Source organism: Pelorhabdus rhamnosifermentans (assembly GCF_018835585.1).
In the GTDB taxonomy this organism is placed as follows: Bacteria; Bacillota; Negativicutes; order UMGS1260; family UMGS1260; genus Pelorhabdus; species Pelorhabdus rhamnosifermentans.
In genome coordinates this window covers 50,419-72,716 of the sequence record NZ_JAHGVE010000001.1, presented here as the reverse complement: position 1 = coordinate 72,716, position 22,298 = coordinate 50,419, and the positions used below count along the sequence as shown (strand labels likewise).

Annotated in this window: 23 protein-coding genes; all 23 read right to left on the bottom strand. The window is 45.4% G+C overall.

Annotation, left to right across the window (positions count from 1 at the left end; all coding sequences use genetic code 11):
- Positions 1–21: 21 nt before the first annotated feature.
- The 23 genes from Ga0466249_RS00375 to Ga0466249_RS00265 all read right to left on the bottom strand — a co-directional run bounded on the left by Ga0466249_RS00375 (position 22) and on the right by Ga0466249_RS00265 (position 22,285).
- Positions 22–1,110, bottom strand: coding sequence for an LptF/LptG family permease (locus Ga0466249_RS00375; protein WP_215827451.1), 1,089 nt, complete (start codon positions 1,108–1,110; stop codon positions 22–24).
- 9 nt (positions 1,111–1,119) lie between these two features.
- On the bottom strand, positions 1,120–1,839 hold the full coding sequence (gene lptB, locus Ga0466249_RS00370) for an LPS export ABC transporter ATP-binding protein (protein ID WP_215827450.1): 720 nt from the start codon (positions 1,837–1,839) through the stop codon (positions 1,120–1,122).
- Positions 1,840–1,873: 34 nt separating this feature from the next.
- Positions 1,874–2,614, bottom strand: a complete 741-nt coding sequence (locus Ga0466249_RS00365) for an LptA/OstA family protein (RefSeq protein ID WP_215827449.1) — start codon at positions 2,612–2,614, stop codon at positions 1,874–1,876.
- Complete coding sequence (lptC, locus tag Ga0466249_RS00360; RefSeq protein WP_215827448.1) at positions 2,611–3,177, bottom strand: LPS export ABC transporter periplasmic protein LptC; 567 nt, start codon at positions 3,175–3,177, stop codon at positions 2,611–2,613. The genes Ga0466249_RS00365 and lptC overlap by 4 nt, the downstream gene beginning before the upstream one ends.
- On the bottom strand, positions 3,178–4,065 hold the full coding sequence (locus Ga0466249_RS00355) for a lysophospholipid acyltransferase family protein (RefSeq protein WP_215827447.1): 888 nt from the start codon (positions 4,063–4,065) through the stop codon (positions 3,178–3,180).
- Between the two features lie 15 nt (positions 4,066–4,080).
- Positions 4,081–4,644: a KdsC family phosphatase gene (locus Ga0466249_RS00350; protein ID WP_246588315.1), complete on the bottom strand. Its 564-nt coding sequence runs from the start codon at positions 4,642–4,644 to the stop codon at positions 4,081–4,083.
- A complete protein-coding gene (locus tag Ga0466249_RS00345; RefSeq protein WP_215827446.1) occupies positions 4,644–5,609 on the bottom strand; it encodes a KpsF/GutQ family sugar-phosphate isomerase in 966 nt (321 codons plus the stop codon). The genes Ga0466249_RS00350 and Ga0466249_RS00345 overlap by 1 nt, the downstream gene beginning before the upstream one ends.
- Positions 5,610–5,621: 12 nt before the next feature.
- A complete protein-coding gene (gene kdsA / locus Ga0466249_RS00340) occupies positions 5,622–6,446 on the bottom strand; it encodes a 3-deoxy-8-phosphooctulonate synthase (RefSeq protein ID WP_215827445.1) in 825 nt (274 codons plus the stop codon).
- Entirely contained in the window at positions 6,443–7,174 is a 732-nt protein-coding gene (kdsB, locus tag Ga0466249_RS00335) for a 3-deoxy-manno-octulosonate cytidylyltransferase (protein ID WP_215827444.1), read from the bottom strand. Before kdsB ends, kdsA begins: the two co-directional genes overlap by 4 nt.
- On the bottom strand, positions 7,171–8,334 hold the full coding sequence (gene lpxK, locus Ga0466249_RS00330) for a tetraacyldisaccharide 4'-kinase (protein WP_215827443.1): 1,164 nt from the start codon (positions 8,332–8,334) through the stop codon (positions 7,171–7,173). The genes kdsB and lpxK overlap by 4 nt, the downstream gene beginning before the upstream one ends.
- 28 nt (positions 8,335–8,362) lie before the next feature.
- The gene (locus tag Ga0466249_RS00325) at positions 8,363–9,640 is read right to left on the bottom strand and encodes a 3-deoxy-D-manno-octulosonic acid transferase (protein ID WP_215827442.1); all 1,278 of its coding nucleotides are present in this window, start codon (positions 9,638–9,640) and stop codon (positions 8,363–8,365) included.
- A gap of 27 nt (positions 9,641–9,667) precedes the next feature.
- The gene (locus Ga0466249_RS00320; RefSeq protein WP_215827441.1) at positions 9,668–11,407 is read right to left on the bottom strand and encodes an ABC transporter ATP-binding protein; all 1,740 of its coding nucleotides are present in this window, start codon (positions 11,405–11,407) and stop codon (positions 9,668–9,670) included.
- The gene (lpxB, locus tag Ga0466249_RS00315) at positions 11,404–12,549 is read right to left on the bottom strand and encodes a lipid-A-disaccharide synthase (RefSeq protein WP_215827440.1); all 1,146 of its coding nucleotides are present in this window, start codon (positions 12,547–12,549) and stop codon (positions 11,404–11,406) included. The genes Ga0466249_RS00320 and lpxB overlap by 4 nt, the downstream gene beginning before the upstream one ends.
- A 90-nt stretch (positions 12,550–12,639) precedes the next feature.
- Positions 12,640–13,443 (bottom strand): LpxI family protein, encoded by an 804-nt coding sequence (locus tag Ga0466249_RS00310; protein WP_215827439.1) that lies wholly within the window; start codon positions 13,441–13,443, stop codon positions 12,640–12,642.
- Between the two features lie 5 nt (positions 13,444–13,448).
- On the bottom strand, positions 13,449–14,273 hold the full coding sequence (gene lpxA / locus Ga0466249_RS00305) for an acyl-ACP--UDP-N-acetylglucosamine O-acyltransferase (RefSeq protein ID WP_215827438.1): 825 nt from the start codon (positions 14,271–14,273) through the stop codon (positions 13,449–13,451).
- Positions 14,274–14,437: 164 nt separating this feature from the next.
- Positions 14,438–14,890, bottom strand: a complete 453-nt coding sequence (gene fabZ, locus Ga0466249_RS00300) for a 3-hydroxyacyl-ACP dehydratase FabZ (RefSeq protein ID WP_215827437.1) — start codon at positions 14,888–14,890, stop codon at positions 14,438–14,440.
- Between the two features lie 4 nt (positions 14,891–14,894).
- Positions 14,895–15,764, bottom strand: a complete 870-nt coding sequence (gene lpxC / locus Ga0466249_RS00295) for a UDP-3-O-acyl-N-acetylglucosamine deacetylase (RefSeq protein ID WP_215827436.1) — start codon at positions 15,762–15,764, stop codon at positions 14,895–14,897.
- Between the two features lie 91 nt (positions 15,765–15,855).
- Entirely contained in the window at positions 15,856–16,635 is a 780-nt protein-coding gene (locus Ga0466249_RS00290; protein ID WP_215827435.1) for an amino acid ABC transporter ATP-binding protein, read from the bottom strand.
- A gap of 28 nt (positions 16,636–16,663) precedes the next feature.
- On the bottom strand, positions 16,664–18,967 hold the full coding sequence (locus Ga0466249_RS00285) for a hypothetical protein (protein ID WP_215827434.1): 2,304 nt from the start codon (positions 18,965–18,967) through the stop codon (positions 16,664–16,666).
- A 222-nt stretch (positions 18,968–19,189) separates the two neighbouring features.
- Positions 19,190–20,050 (bottom strand): lysophospholipid acyltransferase family protein, encoded by an 861-nt coding sequence (locus Ga0466249_RS00280; RefSeq protein WP_215827433.1) that lies wholly within the window; start codon positions 20,048–20,050, stop codon positions 19,190–19,192.
- Between the two features lie 11 nt (positions 20,051–20,061).
- A complete protein-coding gene (locus tag Ga0466249_RS00275; protein WP_215827432.1) occupies positions 20,062–20,697 on the bottom strand; it encodes a YjbH domain-containing protein in 636 nt (211 codons plus the stop codon).
- A gap of 116 nt (positions 20,698–20,813) precedes the next feature.
- Positions 20,814–21,839: a UDP-3-O-(3-hydroxymyristoyl)glucosamine N-acyltransferase gene (gene lpxD, locus Ga0466249_RS00270; protein ID WP_246588355.1), complete on the bottom strand. Its 1,026-nt coding sequence runs from the start codon at positions 21,837–21,839 to the stop codon at positions 20,814–20,816.
- Positions 21,839–22,285, bottom strand: coding sequence for an OmpH/Skp family outer membrane protein (locus Ga0466249_RS00265; RefSeq protein ID WP_215827430.1), 447 nt, complete (start codon positions 22,283–22,285; stop codon positions 21,839–21,841). The genes lpxD and Ga0466249_RS00265 overlap by 1 nt, the downstream gene beginning before the upstream one ends.
- Positions 22,286–22,298 lie beyond the last annotated feature (13 nt).

Below are 22,298 nucleotides of genomic sequence, written 5' to 3'. Positions count from 1 at the left end.
AACCCCTCCTTTTTCCTACAATTATTTTGCTGATTTACGGATAAGATAGATCCCTGCAAAAATACCAATAATATCAGGCAGCCAAGCCGCCAAGACAGGAGAAATCGCTGCGCCCTGCCCAAGCGCCGTTGACACCGTCATAATCCCGTAATAAATGAAGATAATAATAATGCTGAGTCCGAGTCCAATGGATGAACTGGACCGATGGGGCTGAAGTCCAAGGGGTGTCCCAATGAGAGCAAAAACAAAGCTTGCAAGCGGAATAGCCAGACGCTGATGAAGTTCTACTTCATAAGTAGCAGTAGGTATATACTGACTCTTGAGCAAACGAATTTCCTGCTTTAATTCCTTCATTGACATTTCTTCCTGTTTCTTCTGATCACGTGTAATGGCCTTCGGATCACGATTGACAGGTAGCACTTGCTCGGTAAACGTGAGCACCCGTGATATATTGTTTGCCCCCGAAATATCGTGAATCGTTCCATTGTGCATAATCCAGCGGTCCGCCTGCCAGGTAGCTGTTTCAGCATTTTCCACGCGCGTCACACTACCGTTTTCAAATTCCTGTACTGTTACACCGACAAGAGTGTTCGAATCCGCATCAAATTTTTTGGCGTAAGTCAGCCGCTGCAAAACATCGCTTTGAATATCTTTAATAATAATATGTTCCTGCGACTTCGGTGCCGTATTCTTTTCAATTTCATAATGTACAAGATGATTGTATCGTTCATTGGCCTGAGGCACAACAAATTCATTAAAAATAACAGCAAAAATACTGACACCAAACGCCACAATAAAAACAGGCGTTGCCAAGCGATAAAAGCTGATACCTCCGGAACGCATCGCCGTAATTTCACTTGAGCCAGAAAGTCTGCCAAACGACAGTAATGAAGCAAGCAGCATACTCATGGGGAAAGTAAGTACGACAATAGGAGGCAGGCTGTATACAAACAATTGTGTCACTATCCACATGGAAGCGCCATATTTTGTTACATATTGGGCAATGCGGAACAGCGTACTTGTCCCGATAAACACGCTGGAAAAAGCGGCAATGCCAAACACAAACGGTCCCAATAGTTCTTTGATAATATATTTGTCCAGTATGCGCATAAAATTCTCCTACAGGCTGAAGTTCTCACCAAGATAAAACTTCTTGGCAATCTCACTATCGGCAATCGTCGCTGAATCGCCGGAAATTAGTATCTGTCCCTCATTTAAAATATAAGCCTTATCAACGATACTCAGTGTTTCCCGCACATTATGGTCGGTAATGAGTACACCAATCCCGCGCTCTTTCAGATAACCAATGATTTGCTGAATATCTGCCACCGCAATAGGATCAACGCCTGCAAAGGGTTCGTCAAGCAAAATAAAAGCGGGATCTGTAGCCAAACTCCGCGCAATTTCTACGCGTCGCCGCTCTCCTCCGGAAAGCTCTGAACCAAAGCTTTTCCGCACATGCGCGACATGAAACTCTTCGAGCAAGGCTTCCTGCTTATCTCTGCGCTCCCCGCTTGATAGCGGTGTTGTTTCTAAAATGGCCATCAGATTATCTTCCACAGTCAGTTTACGAAAAATCGAGGCTTCCTGAGGCAGATAGCCAATGCCAAACCGCGACCTCTTATACATCGGGAGAAATGTAACATCTTCATGATCAACAGTAATTGCCCCCTGATTGGGCTGTTCCAAACCGACAATCATATAAAAAGTCGTTGTTTTGCCTGCGCCATTCGGGCCAAGCAGTCCTACAATACTGCCTTGATCCACCCTAAGGCTGACGCCATCGACAACATTACGTTTGCCATAGGTTTTTACAAGGCTATTCGTCTCTATATACATAATTTTAACCCTTTCAAGCGCTGCGTGCAGCGCTTTATGTTGACTTCGGAATAATAATGACTTTAGTTCGGCCCTGAGCATCCGCCGACTGGCTGTCCATGTTCAGTGTTAACGTATCTCCCACAATAACATTGCCTTCCTGCACGGCCCTGGCATTGCCTGTCAAAACAGCCTTGCCCTTGCCTTGCATGCCATAATAAACGATATGATCCGATGTAGCATCAATTTGGCGGGTCAAACTAACGAGATGAACATCGCCTTCACCGACCGCCCGGTCTTCAGCAAAAAAAGCTTCTAAATGATCTGTTGTCAGAGTACCTTCAGCCGTCGTAAGTGTCACATCAGATGGCACTAAGGCGTATTGCTTCGCTGAATCATAATCAATAAGGGAACCTTTGAGGGTGCTTTCGCCCTTGACAAGGACCGGAGCGCCTGTGGCAACAAGGCGGGTGTTGTTATGCGTTTCTACCTTGTCTGCCGTAAGAACCGCATCGGCCTTGACGGCTTTAACCCCCCCAGTAACGATTCCTTCTAAACTTTTCATATTATAATGAACGGAACTGCCTGTAAGCACAGCGTCATTTTGTTTCATGACGATACTGCCCTGCGCATCAACGATGCCTTGCGCTGCATCGTAATTAATGGTGTCAGCGGAAACTTCTATGGGCTGTCCTTCACCGGCGGCAAAGGATCCATTTACCCCAACGCCAGTCAAAACGAAAGCCACAGAAAACATTCCTACACAGAGGACTGTTCTTATTTTACCATAAGTCATTCGATCTGACCTCCTTTATTCACAATATGGGCATGACCCGATACTTTCATTTTATTAAGCATCATATCGCCATCAAGGACATCGCCCGTCAAAATGGTACCGCCTTTGACAGCCCGAACTCCGCCTGTGCCATGAAATAGCTTGGTTTCATCTTGCCATGTGGCCTGAGCTGCCGTAAAGTCGCCACCGTCGCTTGCTGTACCATGAACAGAACCCGTAAGTACAACATCCTTGGTTTTAGAATCCAGATTGCCTGTCTCACTCGTAATCGTCATTGTCGTCCCAGCGGCTGAGTAGAATGTTCCATTTAACTTATGCAAGGTGACATTCTGTGTCACACTGTCCACTTCAATAGTCTCAGCCGTCAGTTCCCAGATGAGCCGACCATTTTCTTCTTCCGTAATCTTGTTGCCCTCAAAAGAAAGTGCTGCTTGCTGCTGTTTAGCGGCATCCTGCGCAGGCTGCGGATGGGACGCCATGGATTCCTCTTTGAGAAAATAGTACAGACCACTGCCAATAATCAAAACAAAAGCAACGCCCATAAGAATAGTTTGCCGTTTCATTTAGGCGTCCCCTTCCTTCCCGACAACTGGAACCTTCGTATTCCAGCGTTTTTGAAACCATAGCCATTCATCGGGATATTCGCGGATCATGTTCTCAGTGATTGTCGATAGTTTCTGTGTAAAGGACTGAATGGTATCATCCGGTTCAAAATAAAAGGGCTCACCAAGTAAAATTTGATGGCCCCCTGTTTTACGACGCACAATAAAGGTAGGCACAACAGGAGAATGAAATTTTTTAGCAAAAACAGCTGCTCCAGCGGGAGTAGACGCCTTTTGACCGAGAAAGTCGACAAAAATCCCCTTGGGTCCAGCATCTTGATCTGAGATAAACCCTAATGTCTTTCCCTGTTTCAAAGCTTTAGCCGCACTAATGAGATCAAGGGACTTACTGTAAAAAATCTCTATTCCAGCTTGACTACGATGTTCTGCAAGAATGCGCATATACACTTCATTGGGCTGACGCTTGGCAAAGCTTGTCAAAGGAAAACCAAACAAGGCAAGCCCCGCGCCAAGCCACTCCCAGTTGCCAAAATGAGCGGCAAGTAAAATCACGCCCTTACCTTCTGCTAGCGCCTCTTCAAGATACGGACGGTTCTCGACTGTCATATACTTACTGACACTCTGCTTATTCAACCGAGGCATATAAAGTACTTCCAAAAAGGTCTGGCTTAATTTAATAAAAACTCGCCTAATGATCTGCTCCGCAGCCTTGGGCGACAAATTTAAATGCTCCTGAATCTGGCGCAGTGCCCGTTTTCGCTGCTTGGCTGCGACGCAGTAATAAAGCTTGCCAAGCTGCCTGCCGCAAGCAAGCAGCAGGGAATAAGGAAAAAGGCAGATCCATGCACTAAGAAGTTTGTAAAAAATATATTGGACTGATCCTATCATAGTGATGTCCTTTCCTTACTGGCAAAGACCGATGCACCCCGGTCGGCGATAAGCCGCAACGAGATCCTCCCATTTGCCTTGTGATTTTAAGATCATTTCGATAATCTGTCGTACGGCTCCCTGTCCGCCGGGTTTGTCCGCCACAAAATGACTGACAGCTTGAACCTCCTCAGCGCCATTCGCTACTGTACAGGCTAGTCCCACATTGATAAGAAGCGGCAAGTCGTTGAGGTCGTCACCAATATAACATATTTGACTGAGATCAAGCTGATGTTTCTCAATTAGCGCCTGCATAGAAACCACTTTGTCCGGCGATCCTTGATAAATATCGCCGATTTTTAACTCAGCACCGCGTAATCTGACCATTTCACTCTGGCGTGCTGTAATAATGGCCACGCCGAGACCCGCGCGCTGTGCCAGAGATATGGCCAGACCATCGCGCACATGAAAGGCTTTCAGGGCCTCGCCGTCACGACTGAAAAACATCTGACCATCTGTTAACACGCCATCCACATCGAAAACAATCATTCTGACAGACTGGGCCCGCTCTTCAAGGCTCAGGGAGGTCTTTAATGTCATTATACCACTCCTTGCCTGAGTAAGTCAGTAAGGTGAATCATACCAATAGCCTTATTTTCACTGTCAACAACTGGAAGGACCGTAACGGGGCGGGGCTGATGCTGCTCCATCTGGTGTAAGGCATAAGCCGCCAGTTTATCAACAAGAATAGTCTGAGGCGTTTGCGTCATGAATGCTGCCACAGGCTGCTTTAAAAATTCATACCCTTTTTCAAGACGGCGGCGAATATCACCATCTGTTAAAATGCCCAGTAATTTGCCATCGGCAGCGACAACATTCACAGCACCTAACCCCTTGTCAGTCATAACAAACAAGGCTTCCTGAACGGTCTTATCGCTGGCAATAAGGGGATTTTCTTCGCCGCTGTGCATGACATCGGCCACAGTAAGCAGTAATTTCCGTCCTAGTGAACCACCGGGATGAAACAGGGCAAAATCATCCCGAGTAAAATGGCGCTGGCTCAATAAAGAAATGGCCAGCGCATCCCCGAGAGCCAACGCTGCCGTCGTACTTGCCGTAGGTGCAAGTCCTAAGGGACAGGCTTCGCTGGCCACAGCAGCATCTAAATAATAATCGGCATTTTTACCAAGCGTTGAATCAAAGTTTCCGCACAAAACAATAATAGGCGTGCCAATCCGCTTGAGTACAGGCAGAATAGCCAGTACTTCACTTGTCTCACCACTATTGGACAGAGCCAGAATGATATCGGCACTTGTCACCATGCCTAAATCACCGTGAATAGCTTCGGCGGGATGCATGAAAAAGGCTGGTGTTCCCGTAGAAGCCAAGGTAGCCGCAATTTTTCGGCCTACATGACCGGATTTTCCCATGCCTGTGACAATGATTCGTCCCTTACAAGCTAAAATAGCCTGAACGGTTTTAGTAAAATCCCCGTTTAGACGGGGAATAAGATCAAGTATCGCCTTAGCTTCAATTTCGAGCGCCCTTTGAGCCTGTTCCAACATGGTATTCCCTCCTTATTTGTGCTTACGCACCACTTCGTCAATGGCTAGCACATCCGTAAGCAGCGCTTCAAGCTGCGCAAAATCAAGCATATTAGGTCCATCAGATAGTGCTTCAGCCGGATGATCATGAACCTCTAAAAAGAGCGCGTCTACCCCTGCAGCAACAGCGGCACGTGTCAAATAAGGCACAAATTCACTTTGACCACCTGAAGTCGTACCGGCACCACCTGGCAGCTGAACACTGTGCGTTCCATCAAATACGATAGGATAACCGAGTGAGCGCATGAGAGGCAAAGAACGCATATCAGCCACAAGATTATTGTAACCAAAGCTAACGCCCCGTTCGGTAAGCAACAAGTTATGATTACCTGCTTCTTCGACCTTCTTGACAACATTTTTCATATCTAATGGCGCTAAAAACTGGCCTTTTTTTACATTAATGACTTTCTGCGTCTTGGCTGCTTCATAAACTAAGTCTGTCTGACGACATAAAAATGCCGGAATCTGAAGCATGTCAAGCACTTCAGCAGCTGGTGCCACTTGTTCAATGGAATGAATATCACTGACAACAGGTACCTTTAGCTGCTGCTTGATTTCAGCCAGCATGGCTAAGCCTTCTGTAAGTCCCGGTCCGCGAAAAGAATACATGGAGGAACGATTGGCTTTATCAAAAGAGGCTTTAAAAATATAAGAAATATGAAGTTTATCTGTTAAGGCCTTAATGGTTTTGCCAATCTGTAAGGTCCGATCAAAATCTTCAATGACGCAGGGACCCGCAATAAGTGCCAGAGGGTTTTTACCGCCTATCAACATATCCTGTACTTTGACAATATTCATAATGTACCTCCTAATATTAATTGATTGACGCGCTCCAAATCTTCCGGTGTATCGACACCAACAGGCGCACGATCGACCAGCAGCACCTTGATTTTATAGCCATGCTCAAGCACCCGAAGCTGTTCTAGCGACTCTGTTTGTTCGAGCGGCGTCGGTGCCAGCGAGGCAAATTTCAATAAAAAATCCCGTCTGTAAGCATACAATCCGATATGTTTATATACGGGAAGCCTCGCTTCATGACGTGGAAAAGGAATCAAAGACCGGGAAAAATACAGGGCATAGCCCCCAAGATCAGTGACGACTTTGACTACATTGGCATCGCGCTGCTCCTCAATCGTTAAAGGCGTCATGACTGTTGCCATGGCTAACTGTTCATCGTGCAAGAAGGCAGCTGCTAAGTCATCGATAACCTGGGGATCAATGAGAGGTTCATCGCCTTGAACATTGACAATGACATCCACGTCAGGACGCGAGGACGCAACTTCAGCCAAGCGATCTGTTCCTGTCGGATGATTGGCTGAGGTCATAACAGCTTGTCCGCCAAAAGCTAAGACAGTCTTCAAGATCACGTCACTGTCTGTTGCCACAAGAACATCTGTCGGGAGTAACGCGCGGCAAGCTCGTTCATAAACGTGTTGAATCATGGGTTTGCCGGCAATATCAGCCAATGGTTTACCGGGAAAGCGGGTGGAGGCATAACGTGCAGGAATAATACACAGTGTATTCATAAGACAAACTTCCTTTTCTCATCCGTTAATTTTTGGACTAAGTTCATAAATTCTTGTTCACCGCAAGTAATCTTCACTTCAATACCAAGAACATAGAGCGGCAGAGGACGATCAGAATAAATAAATTCAGAGGGAATCTTGACAGCATCCTTTTCCGTCGTAATGAGAGCATTCACTTCCTGCTCGACAGCAAGGTCCATAACATGCTGCATTTCCAGCATGGTGTAATTATGATGATCGGGATAGCGAATTCCCCGTTCAACAACTGCTCCCATATCCGTAATGGTCTGTTCAAAAGACGAAGGATTGCCAATCGCGCAAAAGGATAAAACGGTTTTGCCGTTCATTTGGCTCAAGGGAATGCTCTTTTCACGTGTGCCGCGATACCATTCCTGAATCTCTAAAAAATATTGGGGACTATGAACACTTTCCATAATGAGCGCATGCTGATTGTATTTCGCCACCACGCTGCGAATACTTTCACAGGCCCCCTCAGATGATTGGTCCACCTTGGTCAGCAAAAAAGCCTGGGCACGCTTAAGGTTTGTGAGAGGTTCCCGCAGCGTACCACGCGGTAATAAGTAGCCATTGCCAAACCGATTGAGCGCGTCAATAAGTACAATATCAAGGTCGCGATAAAGCGGCCAATGCTGATAACCATCATCTAATATAAGCACATCGGCCTTCAGTTTATCAAAAGCATATTCTCCAGTTTGACTGCGGCTTTTTCCAATAACAACAGCAGCCCCTGGTACATGCTTGGCAAGCAAATAAGCTTCATCCCCGGCTTCGCTGACAGTCATATATAGCTTACGGCCATCTGAAACAGTCCCAATATCACCTTGCCAGTCGGCCCGATAACCACGATTTAAAATGGCAACACGATAACCCATATCACGAATGAGCGCGGCAAGTTTTTGGGCTGTAGGCGTTTTCCCTGTACCGCCTACAGTAATATTGCCTAAACTAATGACAAGACAGGGCAACCGAAACTGTCTCAACAGACCAATGCGATATAAAACCAGCGTGATCATGACACCTAACCCATATATATAGGAAAAAATTTGTAAACATCCCAATAAAATTCGATCAAACCCACTGGGGTGCTTGCTATGGACTAATGTATATAAATATTGTTGAAATTCATCCATAAACTGCATGGCTCATTCTCCTGTCGGAAAAAAATTACTATACATAACGCCGCATATATTCGACGCTTTTCCGGGCCGCCCCACTATTTTCCCGCATAATTTCCGCAGCAGATCGCCCCATATTCTTAGCTGCCTCTCGATCCTGCACAAGCAATACAATCTTTTCAGCCAGCTCTTTACTATCATGAACTGTCATACAAGCGCCACGCCCTTGGAGAAGCGCATAAGATTCTTTAAAGTTAAACATATGAGGCCCGACAAGAATGGGTTTGCCATGAGCTGCAGGTTCTAGAATATTATGACCACCGCGCTGAATTAAACTGCCGCCAACAAAAATAATGTTACCGAGACTATAGAGCCTCCCCAGTTCTCCAATGGTGTCCAGCAGCACAACATCACCCGTTTTATCCGGAAGTTCGGTGCGCCGGATAGGGAAAAGCGAGTAACCCTCAGCAATTTTAATCACTTCTGCACTACGGCGTATGTCGCGCGGCGCAATCATAAGTTTTAAGGCAGGTACAGACTGTCTGGCAAGTAAATAAGCCGCGAAAATCTGATCTTCTTCTCCTTCATGAGTACTGCCGGCAATAAATAGAAAATCATTTTCTTCACTATAACCTAAATTAGCTAATAAATGTTTTTTCTCTAAAGGCGTAACAACAGTATAAGTTTGATCAAATTTTGTGTTTCCTGTCACTACCACTTTTTCCGGTAACGCTCCCATAGTAATAATACGAGACGCGTCCTGGCTGGATTGCATGCAAAAAAGGCTGACAGACTGCATCATTTCCCTGAGCAATGAAAATAAGTAGTGGTACCGTTTAATACTTTTATCACTAATGCGGCCATTGACCATCAGTACAGGAATCTTTCTTTTTTCCATAGCCTGCAAAAAATTCGGCCACAGCTCGGTCTCGACAAGCACAAACAGAGCGGGCTCGATTCTTCTCACTACGCTCTCGATCAGCCAAGGCAAATCAAAGGGAAAAAAAATAATACTATCAGCATCAGGCAGGATTTTTTTAGCCATTTCGTGACCTGTTACGGTGACTGTAGAAATAAGAATCTTCCGCGTGGGAAAAGCCGCCCGCATCTCCTTGACAATGGGACTTGCAGCAACTATTTCGCCGACTGATGCAGCATGAAGCCATAAACACTGCTGTTTCGCGACACTTTCCAGCGACTCAGCCGGTAAAAAACCAAACCATTGCTTCAGCCGTTCGCCAAACCCTGGTTCTTTCATGAGACGCCAAAAGAATACCGGAAGAGCGCACAGGACAAACAAAGAAGCAAGAAAGTTATAAAAAAATCTCACGCTTGATACCCCTTTTCACAACTTGCGTTAAGCAACGGGTTGCTTTTTATCGGAAAATTGCACTTGATACAGTTTATAATAGAGGCCGCGGTTCTCCAACAATTCCTGATGGGTACCGCGTTCCACAATAAGGCCCCTTTCCATCACCAAAATCAAATCGGCCCGCTGCACTGTTGATAAGCGATGAGCAATGACAAAAGATGTCCGCCCTACCATGAGCTTATCCAGAGCTTCCTGAACCAGATTTTCACTTTCTGTGTCAAGGGCTGATGTAGCCTCGTCCAAAATCAAGACACGGGGATTTTTTAAGATGGCCCTGGCAATAGCCACACGCTGACGCTGGCCTCCGGAAATTTTTGCACCCCGTTCGCCAATCATAGAACGATAGCCTTCAGGCATATTCGTAATAAATTGATGGGCATTGGCAGCTTTGGCAGCTGCAATGACTTGCTCCTCTGTCGCAGCCAGATCACCATAAAGAATATTATCATAGACTGTGCCATTAAACAGCACGGTTTCCTGGGGAACAATGCCAATCTGAGCGCGAACAGAGTGAGTCGTCACGCGTTTGATATCATAACCGTCAATCAACACACGGCCTGCTGTGGGATCATAAAACCTGGGAATCAAATTCGCAATAGTTGTCTTGCCGGCCCCACTCGGACCGACAATAGCAATCATTTGACCCGGCTGAGCCACAAGAGAAATATGATCAAGGACTACTTCCCCTGGATTATATTCAAAAACGACATTCTCAAATTCTACTTGCCCCTCAATGGACGGCAGGGCCTCAGCATCAGCAGCATCAGTAATTTCCGGCACTGTATCTAACACTTCAAAGACACGATCAGCTGCCGCAAGAGCCCGTTGAATATTGCCATAAACCCGGCTTAACCGTTTGATAGGATTCGAAAGATTGACAACATAAATTAAAAACGCAATAAGTGAACCTGAGGTAAGATTACCATCTATGACTTCCCGTCCACCATACCAGATAATAACGGTGACGCCAATCGCAGCTAAAAATTCAATAATCGGTGTTAATGTTGCCATAAGCTGAGATGTTTTCATTTGCGCCCGAAAATTAAAATAATTTTCCCGATTAAACCGAGAAATCTCGTAATCTTCTCTGACAAAAGACTTAATCACTCTAACCGCCGAGAGCGTTTCTTGCAAGACGGCTGTAATATCGGCGGCCCGTTCCTGCATAGTGGTACTCGCCGTACGCAGTTTTCCACCAAAAATCTCAATGGTTTTGGCCACAAGCGGCATAGTAACGAGAGTAAGCAAGGAAAGCTGCCAATCAATATAAAACATCGCTGCCATGGAACCAATGAGCGTGACGCCTTCTGTTACCATTTCAATAACATTTTCCACCATGGCGCTTTGCAGGGCTGCCACATCATTTGTAATATAACTCATAATGGTTCCTGTCTGGCGTTTCTCGAAATAAGCCAGTGATAATTTCTGCAAGTGACGATAGACGGCTTCCCGAATATCAATAATCACTTTCTGACCAATATATGACATGAGATAAGTCTGCCCGTAATAAAAAATACCGCGCAGCAGAAAAACAATCACAATTCCGACTGCAATCAAGTTGAGCATCGTCATGTTACGGCTTGTGAGTACATCATCAATGACATCCTTAATGATCCAAGGGACGTACAAGTTGGCGCTGGATGCCAGGATAATGCAAATAATCGCCACAACGACACGTTTCATATAGGGCCGGATATAATTTAATAAACGGACATACGTTTTCATTGAATTCCTCCACTTTGACTAGCTACTTCGAGTATCACGGCAGCGGCTTTTGCTACAGCGCCAGACTCCCCTAATTTGCTTTGAACCTCAGCTAAATCAAGCTGAAGCTGCTGTAGACGGTTGGGATTTAACAAGATGTCCAGACTCTCAGCAGCAATGCGCTGAGGTGTAACATCCGCTTGCAGCAATTCCGGAACCACTTGCCGCCCTGCCACGATATTGGGCAGACCGATATGGGGTATTTTTACTAGTCGTTTACCTATCCAGTAAGTCAGAGCATTGACACGATAAATAATCACGGTAGGTACCTTCATGAGAGAGGTTTCCAGTGTGGCTGTTCCTGAAGCAGCAATAGCCAGATTACTTATATTCATTAAATCATAGGTGTTTTCCTGCGTAAGCGTAACAGAAACGCTACGCTTGGCTAATTGTCCCTGAATTCTGTCTCGTGCAATAGTAGAAGCAATGGGTAAATAAAATTGGCAGCTTGGCAGCTGCTTTGCAATCAATTCGGCTGCCTGAAGTATATCAGGCAAAAGCTTATCAATTTCCTGCACCCGGCTGCCTGGCATAAGCAGTACGACAGGGTGATTGGGATCAGTCCCAAACAATTCATAGGCTGCAGCCTTACTCATGGACGACTTGACAATATCCAGTAAAGGATGCCCCACAAAAGTCACCTTCGCTCCTGCCTCTTCATAAACTTTCGCCTCAAAAGGGAAAATAGCTGCTACACGATCGACGATTTCAGCTGTTTCTTTGGCTCGGCCTTTGCCCCAGGCCCAGGCGGACGGACTAATATAGGAAATGATCGGAATGCCCAGTTCCCTGGCCTTCTTTGCCAGCCTCATATTAAAACCAGGATAGTCGATAACAACAAGGGCATCTGGTTGTTCGCGTTTCATTACACAAACAAGTTCATCACGTAAAACAAATAGACGCCGCAAATTCTTGATGACCTCCACAATACCCATAACACCCAAATCAGCAATGTCATAGACAAGTTCAACCCCAGCGGCACGCATGGCCTGTCCGCCCATGCCAAGCAGCGTAATATCCGGTTGTAGTTGTTTTAAAGCGGCAGCCAAACGAGCACCATGGAGATCACCTGAGGCTTCGCCGACTGAAATCATAATTTTCATAAGACATCTCCCACTATAGAAGGGCCACAGAGGCAAAGAAACACAGAGAAAAGACGTTCTCAGTGAATCAATGAATCTGCGGCCCTCGTTTTACATGGCTACAATGGCAATGCCATGGGCATCAGCCAGCTTAACAACTGCCTTCTGATCAATCAAGAGCGTTTTTCCTGCTTCAATGACCAGCCCAACGGCCTCTGCTTCCAGCATGGAATGAATCGTCGCAATTCCCACTCCAGGAACATCAAACCGCATATCTTGATTCGGTTTGGCTACCTTCGCAACAATGACGCCGCCACAACCAAGTTTGCCGCCGCGCTTGATGCAGGCATCTGTTCCTTCAATGGCTTCTACAGCTAAAACAGCGCTGTTCTTGACAACAACGGTCTGACCAATGTCAAGAGCGCCAATATGTTTGGCCATAGCAAACCCAAATTTCATATCTGTACATTCTTCTGCCGTTGGCTTGCGTACTGTAAGTACACCCGGCTGAGGCATGAGTGAAGCAATGAGCTGTGTCTGATCAAGCACGCGAATCCCAGCAGCAGCCAGTTCGCGTACAAAAGCCAGCATGAGCGTATCATCACTATAATCAGGCAAAGCGGCTAATAATTTTTTGATTCTTTCATCCAGAGCGAGTTTTCCTGTAAACATAAGCTCTTTCGTAACCTTACCAAGCAAGGTTACTTCGTGAATCTCCTCTTGCTTTAGCTTTAGCATTATTGTATCCAATTGACCAATAGAAATATCAAAAAATTTATCTGAAACAGCCGAAAGTTCTTTGTCCGTACCAGGCACAACAGCCATGGTAATCACGGCAAAGCCCATGCCGCGAGCGGCACGGGCAAATTCGACAGGCAATCTTCCGACACCAGCCAATAAACCAATTGTTTTCATCAATTTTATTCTCCCGTTTCGTCACGCCGACCACGGCAAATGCCCCGTTCGGCGTTGCGCAAGAAGCGCAAGAAATGTTCTACTTCTTCACAAGAATCCAATTCTTGTTCCATAACAGCAATGGCATGAGGCAAGCTCAAATTAGAACGATAGAGATAACGATAAGCCTTCTTAAGGTTGCGTCTGGCCATGGGACTAATACCAGCCCGCGACATACCTACATTATTGAGTCCCCTCACCCGGGCGGGATTGCCATCAGCAATCACGTAAGGCGGAATATCCTGTACAATCTTGGTAGCGCCACCAATCATGGCATTCCGACCAATCTTGACAAATTGATGAACACCAGCTAATCCGCCAATGACGGCCCGATCTTCTACTATAACATGACCGGCAAGCGTCGCGGCATTGGACATGATGACATGATTGCCAACAATACAATTATGCGCAACATGGGTATACGCCATCATGAGGCAGTGCATGCCAATGCGTGTTTCTTCGCCTTCACCTGTGGCCCGATGGACTGTGGCGAATTCTCGTATTTTGGTGTAATCCCCAATAAAGACATAACTTTTTTCGCCATTAAACTTTAAATCCTGCGGCTCGGCACCAATGGATGCACTGGGAAAAATGACACATTCTCGACCAATGCTCGTCCAACCATCAATAACAGCATGAGCCATAATTTTCGTTCCATCACCAATAACAACATTCTCACCAATGACAACATAGGGACCGATCTCTACGTCTTTGCCAATGCGAGCGGCCGGATGAATGACTGCTGTTTCATGTATTTTACGGATGGGTATGACTACGGGTTCTGCCTTCATCCGTACATCAACTCCTTCTAGTTCTGCTTGAAAACGACTACTGAACGTAGCTATTTAATACTATATAATCCGACTCATGAGTCGCCCCGTTGCTAAGCCCCTAGGGCGATATTTCAGGCTATTCAGGTAAAACGAGACTATTTTCTCATCTTTTCAACTGAATATCACTTGTTTACCTGCTTTTCCGCTTTTTTATGTGATAGAGCAAACATAAATTCGCCTTCGGCTACGACTTGGTCATCTACAAAAGCTTCGGCTTTTATTTTCCCAATCAGGCCCTTGATTTTCAAGATTTCAACAACCATCCTGAGCTGATCGCCCGGAACAACCATTTTACGAAACTTGGCTTTTTCAATGCCGGCAAAAAAAGCCAGCTTGCCACGATATTCTTCCGGGTAAAGCATAGCGACACCACCGACTTGAGCCATGGCCTCCAAAATAAGTACGCCAGGCATGATCGGATTATCAGGAAAATGGCCTTGAAAAAACGGTTCATTTATAGAAACATTTTTAATTCCCACGGCCCGCTTCAATGGTTCCAGTTCAACAATACGATCTACAAGCAGCATGGGATACCTATGGGGAATAATTTGCTGAATTTCTTCGGAATTTAACATAGCCTTACTCTGCCTCCTTATTACTCATCCACAAAATACCGCCCGACTCCCGCTTGTGAGCAGCAAGCACTTGTTTGGCCAAGACGGTGTTCAGAGCATGACCGGATTTCACGGCAATAATATGTCCCTGTACACAGCCTGCCAAAGCCATATCACCCACAACATCCAAAATTTTATGGCGAACAAGTTCATCAGAAAACCGGAGCGGTGTCAGCACATCTTTCTCATCATAAACAACGACATTTTCCAGACTGCCACCCCTGGCAAGGCCTTGGGCTTGCAGGGCTGCTACTTCATTCATAAAACCAATGGTACGAGCTGGCGCAATTTCCCGACAAAAAAGTTCCGGTGTTATTTCGTAATCACCAAATTGTACGCCAAGCAGCGGATGAGCATTAATCGAAGTAAAAGTAATGCGCAAACCATCATAAGGTAAAATGGTAATAAACTTATCTGCTACGCGGACCGTCTGTTCTGCCGCTACCTTTAGAATCTGTCGTTTCGCCGTAAGCTCGATAATTCCTGCTTGCTGAATGAGCCGGACAAAAGTCAAGGCGCTGCCGTCGGCAACAGGCGGTTCCGGTGCAGTCATGGTGACAAGGCAATTATCCACTCCCATGCCGGAAAAAGCCGCCATGAGATGTTCTATCGTAAAAACTTTAGCTGCTCCATTTTCAAGCGTCGTAGCCCTCATTGTATTCGTTACATTTGCAGCGAATGCCGTAACAGAAGGACGACCAGCAAGGTCGGCTCGGACAAAAACAATGCCTGTATCTGCCGCTGCTGGCTGCAAAACGATGGTTACATTCAATCCGGAATGCAGTCCAATTCCGGTATAAGTTACCTCTTCGGCTAGTGTAGTTTGGTATTGCATGGTATCCTCCTGACAATTAACTCATTCCATTTTACCGGAAATTCAGCTTTACTGCAACCATTATTCAAAACACCATCAAAGCAAAGGTTTCCTAGACTGCTGCTCGCTGCTTTCCATATAGCGTGATTTCCGTCTGATTCAGCTGGTATTCAATGAGTTGTTTGTATTGCTGACCAATGGCTGACGCGGGGGCTAAAAAGACCTGCGAAGGCTGTCCTTGTTCCACAATCCGGCCTTGATCCATAAGCACAATTTGCTGAGCTACATGGAGAGCAAAAGAAATCTCATGAGTTACAACAAGCATGGTACTGTCTTGATATTTCGCCAAATCTTCCATAACTACAAGCACTTCGCGTACAAGAATAGGATCAAGAGACGCCGTTGGTTCGTCCCACAGCATAAGCTCAGGTTCAAATGCCAAAGCCCGTGCAATCCCCACACGCTGCTGCTGTCCGCCGGAAAGTTCGCTTGGCTTATGATGCTGGTGATTCGTAAGTCCAACCTTTTCTAATGCCTGCAATGCCTTATCACGAGCCTCTTCTTTATCCAATCCATCCATAACCAAACCAAGCATTACATTTTCCAAAGTCGATAAACGGCTAATTAAATTAAAATGCTGAAAGACGAACCCGATTTTTTTACGCATTTTTCTAAGTTCAGCCGCCTCAAGTGTGAGCATCTCTTTGCCATTAAAAAGAATGGAACCTTGATCAGGTTCCACCAGCCTGTTAATTGTTCGAATGGTTGTTGATTTCCCACAACCGGAAGGGCCCATGATTACCACCGTCTGCCCTTTAGAAACGGTAAGACTTAAATCGTCTATGGCCTTTAAGGAACCAAAGTTTTTCCGAAGATGCTGTAAAGATAGCATGATTTTCCCTCCCTTGTTTTACGGAATTTTACTTGAATTTCATGACGCGCTGATTCAACTTTTGCCATAAACCGGGACGACCACTCGGAATAACAATTTCGCGCATAATCTCACGAAACGATAACCCAAGGGCTTCACCGGCTAAAATTTCATCATTAGAAACGGGATTCATCTTATCGGTGTAAACAGCCACAAGAAGGCCCAGGAAAGCACCAACAACAGGTACTCCCAGCCAAGGCAGATAAGGGATGCCACCACCAGATAAGATAAACATGCTTGTAAGCAATATTGCCCCCATAGCCATGCCGTACCGACGCTCCTTGGCAGTAAATAACAGGATCACACTCTGAATCATACTTGAAATGCCCTTTTTCTGCACCTTTTTGGCCAAACGTTGACGCTTATACACCGTCATCAAAGCTGTATGATCCAGTACTAAACAGACAACAGTAAAAGCAATCGCTGTAAGACCTGCCAAAATGGCTTTTACTTCGGCAAGCACACTCATGATCTGCCCACGCGGATCGGGTTCAATGACACCCAAAGCCGTAGAATAGAGCGAGGCATTATTATGACCGACTTCACTTTCAACAAGGGGCTGGACAGCTTCGGTACTGATATTATTCGTGGTCAGAATCTGAATACGTGCACCAGGAATCACCTGGCCCGCAATAAACTTGTCTAAAAGAGCAACGGAATGATTGATTTCATCATCTTTCATATTGGGTATGGCTGCCGCCATATATTGTAGCTGCGTTGTAACAAGCGGAATATTCACCTGCTGTACCTGAGCTAGCTGACTATTAATATCATTCAGGTTGCTCCTGGCACCGTTGGCGTCAAAAGACCTTAGCGTCTGAACAGCTCCCTGACCTTTACTTACGACATCATCTACAACGACTTTGGCCTGACGGGCATCACTTGCTACGTTACTTAAGGCATTCAAGGTGCTTTTTACATTATTCAATCCCTGCTGTGTTGTAGTTAAGTTACTAATGGCCCCGTTCACATCACCATTTAAAAGTTTGACGACTTGCAACGTATTGACAAGCGTTCCCATGGCTTTAGCCGAGTTATCGACTTGAGAGGAAAGGCTTGTCGTATCGATATTCGCCAATCCGCGCGTCGCATTTTGCATGGTATTACCCGCATTTTCAATGGCAGCGAGAGTTTGATCCATGGTACTAAGGCTTTTGTTGTATTGATCAAGGACGCCAAACGCCACTTTACTCATATTTTGAGCATTTTGAGCAAAACCCGGCACTTGGGAGACAAGCTTGCTTGTCTCACCCAGGGCGCTGCCGAGCTCTTTACGCGGAGAACGATAGGTCGCCACGCCGACTGGATTACCAACCACATTATTTACAAGTGAATAGGCCTCAAGATTCGTCAGATCAAGTGCATCGCCTTGCGTAATACTGCCTTCTGCACTCCCATCACTACGTACAGCACTCACAGATACAATTACGTTATTCTTGTCTGGCGCTGCACCGGACGCAGGCGGGGCTCCTGCCCGGCCTTGAAAAACGAGAATATCGCCTTTATGATAGACGCTGCCACTGCTAGGCGCCACAACAACTTGAGAGGCATAGGCCGTGAGAAATCGTTTTAACTCAATCATGGTGCTCACCATATACGTCATGTCATCATTTTTACCATCAGTAGATACATTCTGTGCTAATTCGAGCTTGAGATTCTGTTCCATGGCACGGGCAATATTTTCACCTGACCGAACTGGATTGGCAGGTTCACTGCCCACAGGAAAGCTGATTTCGATGACTTGATACTGATCAAGGAGGGTCTTGATCTGTTGCGTGACGGAATTATTCTTATTTGCATTCGTTAATAGCACACCAATCGAACCGCCATCATTAAAGGTAAATTTTACACCATCAATCTGGCCAATACGGGCCATAAGCATCTTCTTGGCTCCCTCAGGCACGCCGCGAACGGTAAGACGCGGCTCCGTTAATACACCAACGGCACTGCCGCCGGGAATGCTGCCAAAAATCTTATTCAAATTATCATAAGTCTCTTTGGTTTTAAGTGATTCAGGTAGTCCAATAAAAAAACTTGTCTTGCCTGAAAGCGTTGGACCCTCTTTAAATATTGCACTTGGCATGGTATCTTGAATAATTTTTTGAATATAGTCTGCGCTGTCCTGCTTCATCTCTTCGCGCACCGTAATAATGACATCATATTCACCTGAATCACCGACCAAATTGCCCAGCGTTTTGGAGAAATAGGCGTTCGACGCCATAGAGAGAGAACCTGCCGCAATCGAGCCAATAATAATACTCACAATGAGGAGAATCAATATATCTTTCTTCATGACGTCACACCTCTTTTTCCAATGACATTTCTTTTTTTATATCATTTCACTACTTGCAAATATATATTATTAATAAATTTTATATATACTTTATCGCCATGCTATTATATCACAAATCGCTATTAGTAGCTATACTTATGACTGTAAATATGCGAGGTAAAACAAGGAAATTGAATAAATCCGAAGATAAAAAAAGTCAAAGGCCAATGCCTCTGACTTCTTTTAATATGGTCGTTTTGTTTTCCAGCGGTTGTGCAGCCAAAACCACTCCCCTGGATAACGACGAATGTGCTGCTCAACAGTTGTTGTAACAATCTGTGTTGCAACAGCAATATCGTCATCACGATCCGCGGTTTTATGAACCCATACGGCTGGATAAATATGAATAGTGTGATTTCCTGTAGCCTCTTGGGTAATAAAAGCCGGAATAATGGGGGCATCTTTTAAACGGGCCAGTGCAGCAGGGCCTTGCGGCGTTGAAGCTTCACGACCAAAAAAATTTACAAATACACCATCCTGTCCGGCATCTTGATCAGCTAGTAAACCAATAATCATTCCTTGGCCGAGCAGCCGCACCATTTCACGGACACCACTTTTATATGTCACATGCATGCCAGCCAAGGTTCGATAGTCGTTAATAAACCGATCCATGGCCGCACTCGTCTGCTTTTGTACAACAGCAACAAGGGGAAACCCAAGCATTGCAAGGGCAGCCCCCATGATCTCCCAGTTTCCACTATGAGCTGTTGCAAGAACCACGCCTTTGTCTGCGGCCAGTGCAGCTTTTAAATGCTCTACACCGACCATTGAAACATGCGTAAGCATTTTTTCCGGCGTGATTTTCGGCAAATAAAGTACTTCCATGAACATCCGCCCAAAACGGGTGACACTTTGTTTTACAATGCCTGTAGCTTCAGCTTTCGTTATGTTCAGACTGAGCTCGGCATTCTTTACTGCCATATTCTTGCGCTTAGTCGGCACAATGAGCCAACAAAACTGCCCAAGCAGATTGCCAATCCATCGCCGAAGTCTATGGGGTAAGAGGCAAATGACGCGGCTAAAAATAATCACGAAAGTATACAAAAAACCATCTCCTACATGGTAAAGTTAATTCCATAATAACCAGCGTGATTACGAATACCGCCCTCAATCTTAAGCCCGGGAATAATAGATAACCGAGCACCATAATTGAAGGCACTGCCATCATATTCGGCAATTAACGTGGTGGCTGGAAAGGTACTTGCACCAGTAAAACCAATTGGATTAATGGTTTTCTCCAATCCGCCAAAAATACCATGATAACGTCCATTTCCATAGCCGGCATGAATACGAAACCCAAAAGGCAAGGTTTTACTTATTGCTAAATAGGAGGTTCGCTGATTTTTGTTAAAAGCATCTTCCACACCGACGGATAAACCGGGTAACAGCATCTGTTCCGACAATAGTGAATATTTAGCATTGAACAACATTTTATCGGCTTGTCCAATATAATGGAGATCTGCCACACCCACTTCAACACGCGGTACAACCCCCACTGCGACGTTTTGCACGGTACCCTCATGAACATGATCCACTCCCAAAGTAAACTGCCCTTCCTGCAAAATATCAGCTGTCTGCGTATTGATGAGTCCGGTAGATCCCTGTAAACTCGGTGCGGCCGTCGCCGTGGCAGTCATGAGCAGTCCGATACTTAAGGAAAATATCATTTTATTGATAAAATTTTTATTCATGAACAACCTCTTTCATGGATTAATGGAATAGGGGGACAGGGAATAATCAGGAATATGAATGAATTAGAGCGGGCCATGGGAATATCCCACGGCCCTAATGTTAAGTTTGAAAATTCCTACGGTAACCTGTTTTCGAGGTCATGAAGCTGCTTCTCCAGTTGCTTCACCTTTTTAAGTAAATCTGGAACTTTCGACAAAGCCGCCTCGACTTTGAGCCATTCCCGATGAGAGCGTGCTGGAAATCCAGCCTGAAAAGAACCCGCAGGCACATCCTTAATAGGTGCTGAGCGAGCGGCAAAAATACAATTATCACCAACCGTAATATGTCCATTGCAGCCTGATTGTCCGGCAAAAATCACCTGATTGCCAATTTGCGCACTGCCCGCAATGCCTACCTGGGCACAAAGAAAACAATCTTCACCAATGACAACATTATGAGCCAGATGAACGAGATTATCAATCTTGGTACCATCTTTAACAATCGTACTGCCTGTTGTAGCCCGATCAATACCGACATTGGCACCAATTTCTACACGATTCCCAATAACAACATTGCCCACTTGCGGAACCTTTTCATGCTTTCCCTTGACTGTGACAAAGCCAAAACCGTCACTGCCAATGACTGTATTGGCATGAATGATGACATCATGACCAATCTGACAAAATTCACGAATCGTGACGCTGGGATAAATTAAAACTGAACGACCAATCTTCACACCCTGCCCAATGTAAACATGCGGATAAATAATGGCATTGTCACCAATCACGACGTCATCAGCAATGACAACATGAGGTAAAATGGCTACATTCTTACCCATGGACACATTTTTTCCAATGACGGCGCTGGAATGAATCCCTGGTTCTATCACAGGCTTAGGCGTAAATAATTCCAATAAAGTCATAAAAGCAACACGGGGATTTTCTACAATAATAGCGGGTTTAGGAAAATTGGACGCTGCTTCAGGCGGAATAATCACAGCGCCAGCCGAAGATCGAACGGCTTTTTCAAGATGAGGCGGCACAGCAAAAGTAATCTGCCGTGCCCCCGCATCATCCAAATTGGTAACACCTTCAATAATTAACGAACCGTCACCTTGTAAATTCCCTCCCACCACATCAGCTAATTCTTGTAATGTTCTCATCACTTTGCTGGTGCTGGCGTTGCTGGTGCTGCCGGCATTTTAGCAATCACGTCATCTGTAATATCTACGCCGCCCTGCGCGATACTATTTTTATAAATGACAATGCTTAACTTTTTGTCTTTTGAAACTTGTTCTAAGGTCTGCTTAATATTGCTATCAATCTGCCCTTCAAGATCTTGCTTGGTTTTTAAAAAGTCGCCATAAGCTGCTTCCTGACGTTTCTTAAATTCGTCCTCACTAATCGTCGTTTTATCTTTTTCTAACTGATCGCTCAATTCCTTGCCCTTCGCATTCAATTGATCCTGCAAGGCCTTGACTTGCGGACTATCTGACATAACCTTATTGACATCAAGAATGCCAATAGCAGGCTGAGTGCCGCAACCACCAAGCAACAGGGTCGTTCCGAGCAATAGTGAGACGATTACTCCTGAAAATTTTATTCCCATCTAAACGATTCCT

Bases quoted from the DNA above. Each gene is read 5' to 3' on its own strand.
- Ga0466249_RS00375 (WP_215827451.1), bottom strand. From the start codon at position 1,110: ATGCGCATACTGGACAAATATATTATCAAAGAACTATTGGGACCGTTT.
- lptB (WP_215827450.1), bottom strand. From the start codon at position 1,839: ATGTATATAGAGACGAATAGCCTTGTAAAAACCTATGGCAAACGTAAT.
- Ga0466249_RS00365 (WP_215827449.1), bottom strand. From the start codon at position 2,614: ATGACTTATGGTAAAATAAGAACAGTCCTCTGTGTAGGAATGTTTTCT.
- lptC (WP_215827448.1), bottom strand. From the start codon at position 3,177: ATGAAACGGCAAACTATTCTTATGGGCGTTGCTTTTGTTTTGATTATT.
- Ga0466249_RS00355 (WP_215827447.1), bottom strand. From the start codon at position 4,065: ATGATAGGATCAGTCCAATATATTTTTTACAAACTTCTTAGTGCATGG.
- Ga0466249_RS00350 (WP_246588315.1), bottom strand. From the start codon at position 4,644: ATGACATTAAAGACCTCCCTGAGCCTTGAAGAGCGGGCCCAGTCTGTC.
- Ga0466249_RS00345 (WP_215827446.1), bottom strand. From the start codon at position 5,609: ATGTTGGAACAGGCTCAAAGGGCGCTCGAAATTGAAGCTAAGGCGATA.
- kdsA (WP_215827445.1), bottom strand. From the start codon at position 6,446: ATGAATATTGTCAAAGTACAGGATATGTTGATAGGCGGTAAAAACCCT.
- kdsB (WP_215827444.1), bottom strand. From the start codon at position 7,174: ATGAATACACTGTGTATTATTCCTGCACGTTATGCCTCCACCCGCTTT.
- lpxK (WP_215827443.1), bottom strand. From the start codon at position 8,334: ATGCAGTTTATGGATGAATTTCAACAATATTTATATACATTAGTCCAT.
- Ga0466249_RS00320 (WP_215827441.1), bottom strand. From the start codon at position 11,407: ATGAAAACGTATGTCCGTTTATTAAATTATATCCGGCCCTATATGAAA.
- lpxB (WP_215827440.1), bottom strand. From the start codon at position 12,549: ATGAAAATTATGATTTCAGTCGGCGAAGCCTCAGGTGATCTCCATGGT.
- Ga0466249_RS00310 (WP_215827439.1), bottom strand. From the start codon at position 13,443: ATGAAAACAATTGGTTTATTGGCTGGTGTCGGAAGATTGCCTGTCGAA.
- lpxA (WP_215827438.1), bottom strand. From the start codon at position 14,273: ATGAAGGCAGAACCCGTAGTCATACCCATCCGTAAAATACATGAAACA.
- fabZ (WP_215827437.1), bottom strand. From the start codon at position 14,890: ATGTTAAATTCCGAAGAAATTCAGCAAATTATTCCCCATAGGTATCCC.
- lpxC (WP_215827436.1), bottom strand. From the start codon at position 15,764: ATGCAATACCAAACTACACTAGCCGAAGAGGTAACTTATACCGGAATT.
- Ga0466249_RS00290 (WP_215827435.1), bottom strand. From the start codon at position 16,635: ATGCTATCTTTACAGCATCTTCGGAAAAACTTTGGTTCCTTAAAGGCC.
- Ga0466249_RS00285 (WP_215827434.1), bottom strand. From the start codon at position 18,967: ATGAAGAAAGATATATTGATTCTCCTCATTGTGAGTATTATTATTGGC.
- Ga0466249_RS00275 (WP_215827432.1), bottom strand. From the start codon at position 20,697: ATGAATAAAAATTTTATCAATAAAATGATATTTTCCTTAAGTATCGGA.
- lpxD (WP_246588355.1), bottom strand. From the start codon at position 21,839: ATGAGAACATTACAAGAATTAGCTGATGTGGTGGGAGGGAATTTACAA.
- Ga0466249_RS00265 (WP_215827430.1), bottom strand. From the start codon at position 22,285: ATGGGAATAAAATTTTCAGGAGTAATCGTCTCACTATTGCTCGGAACG.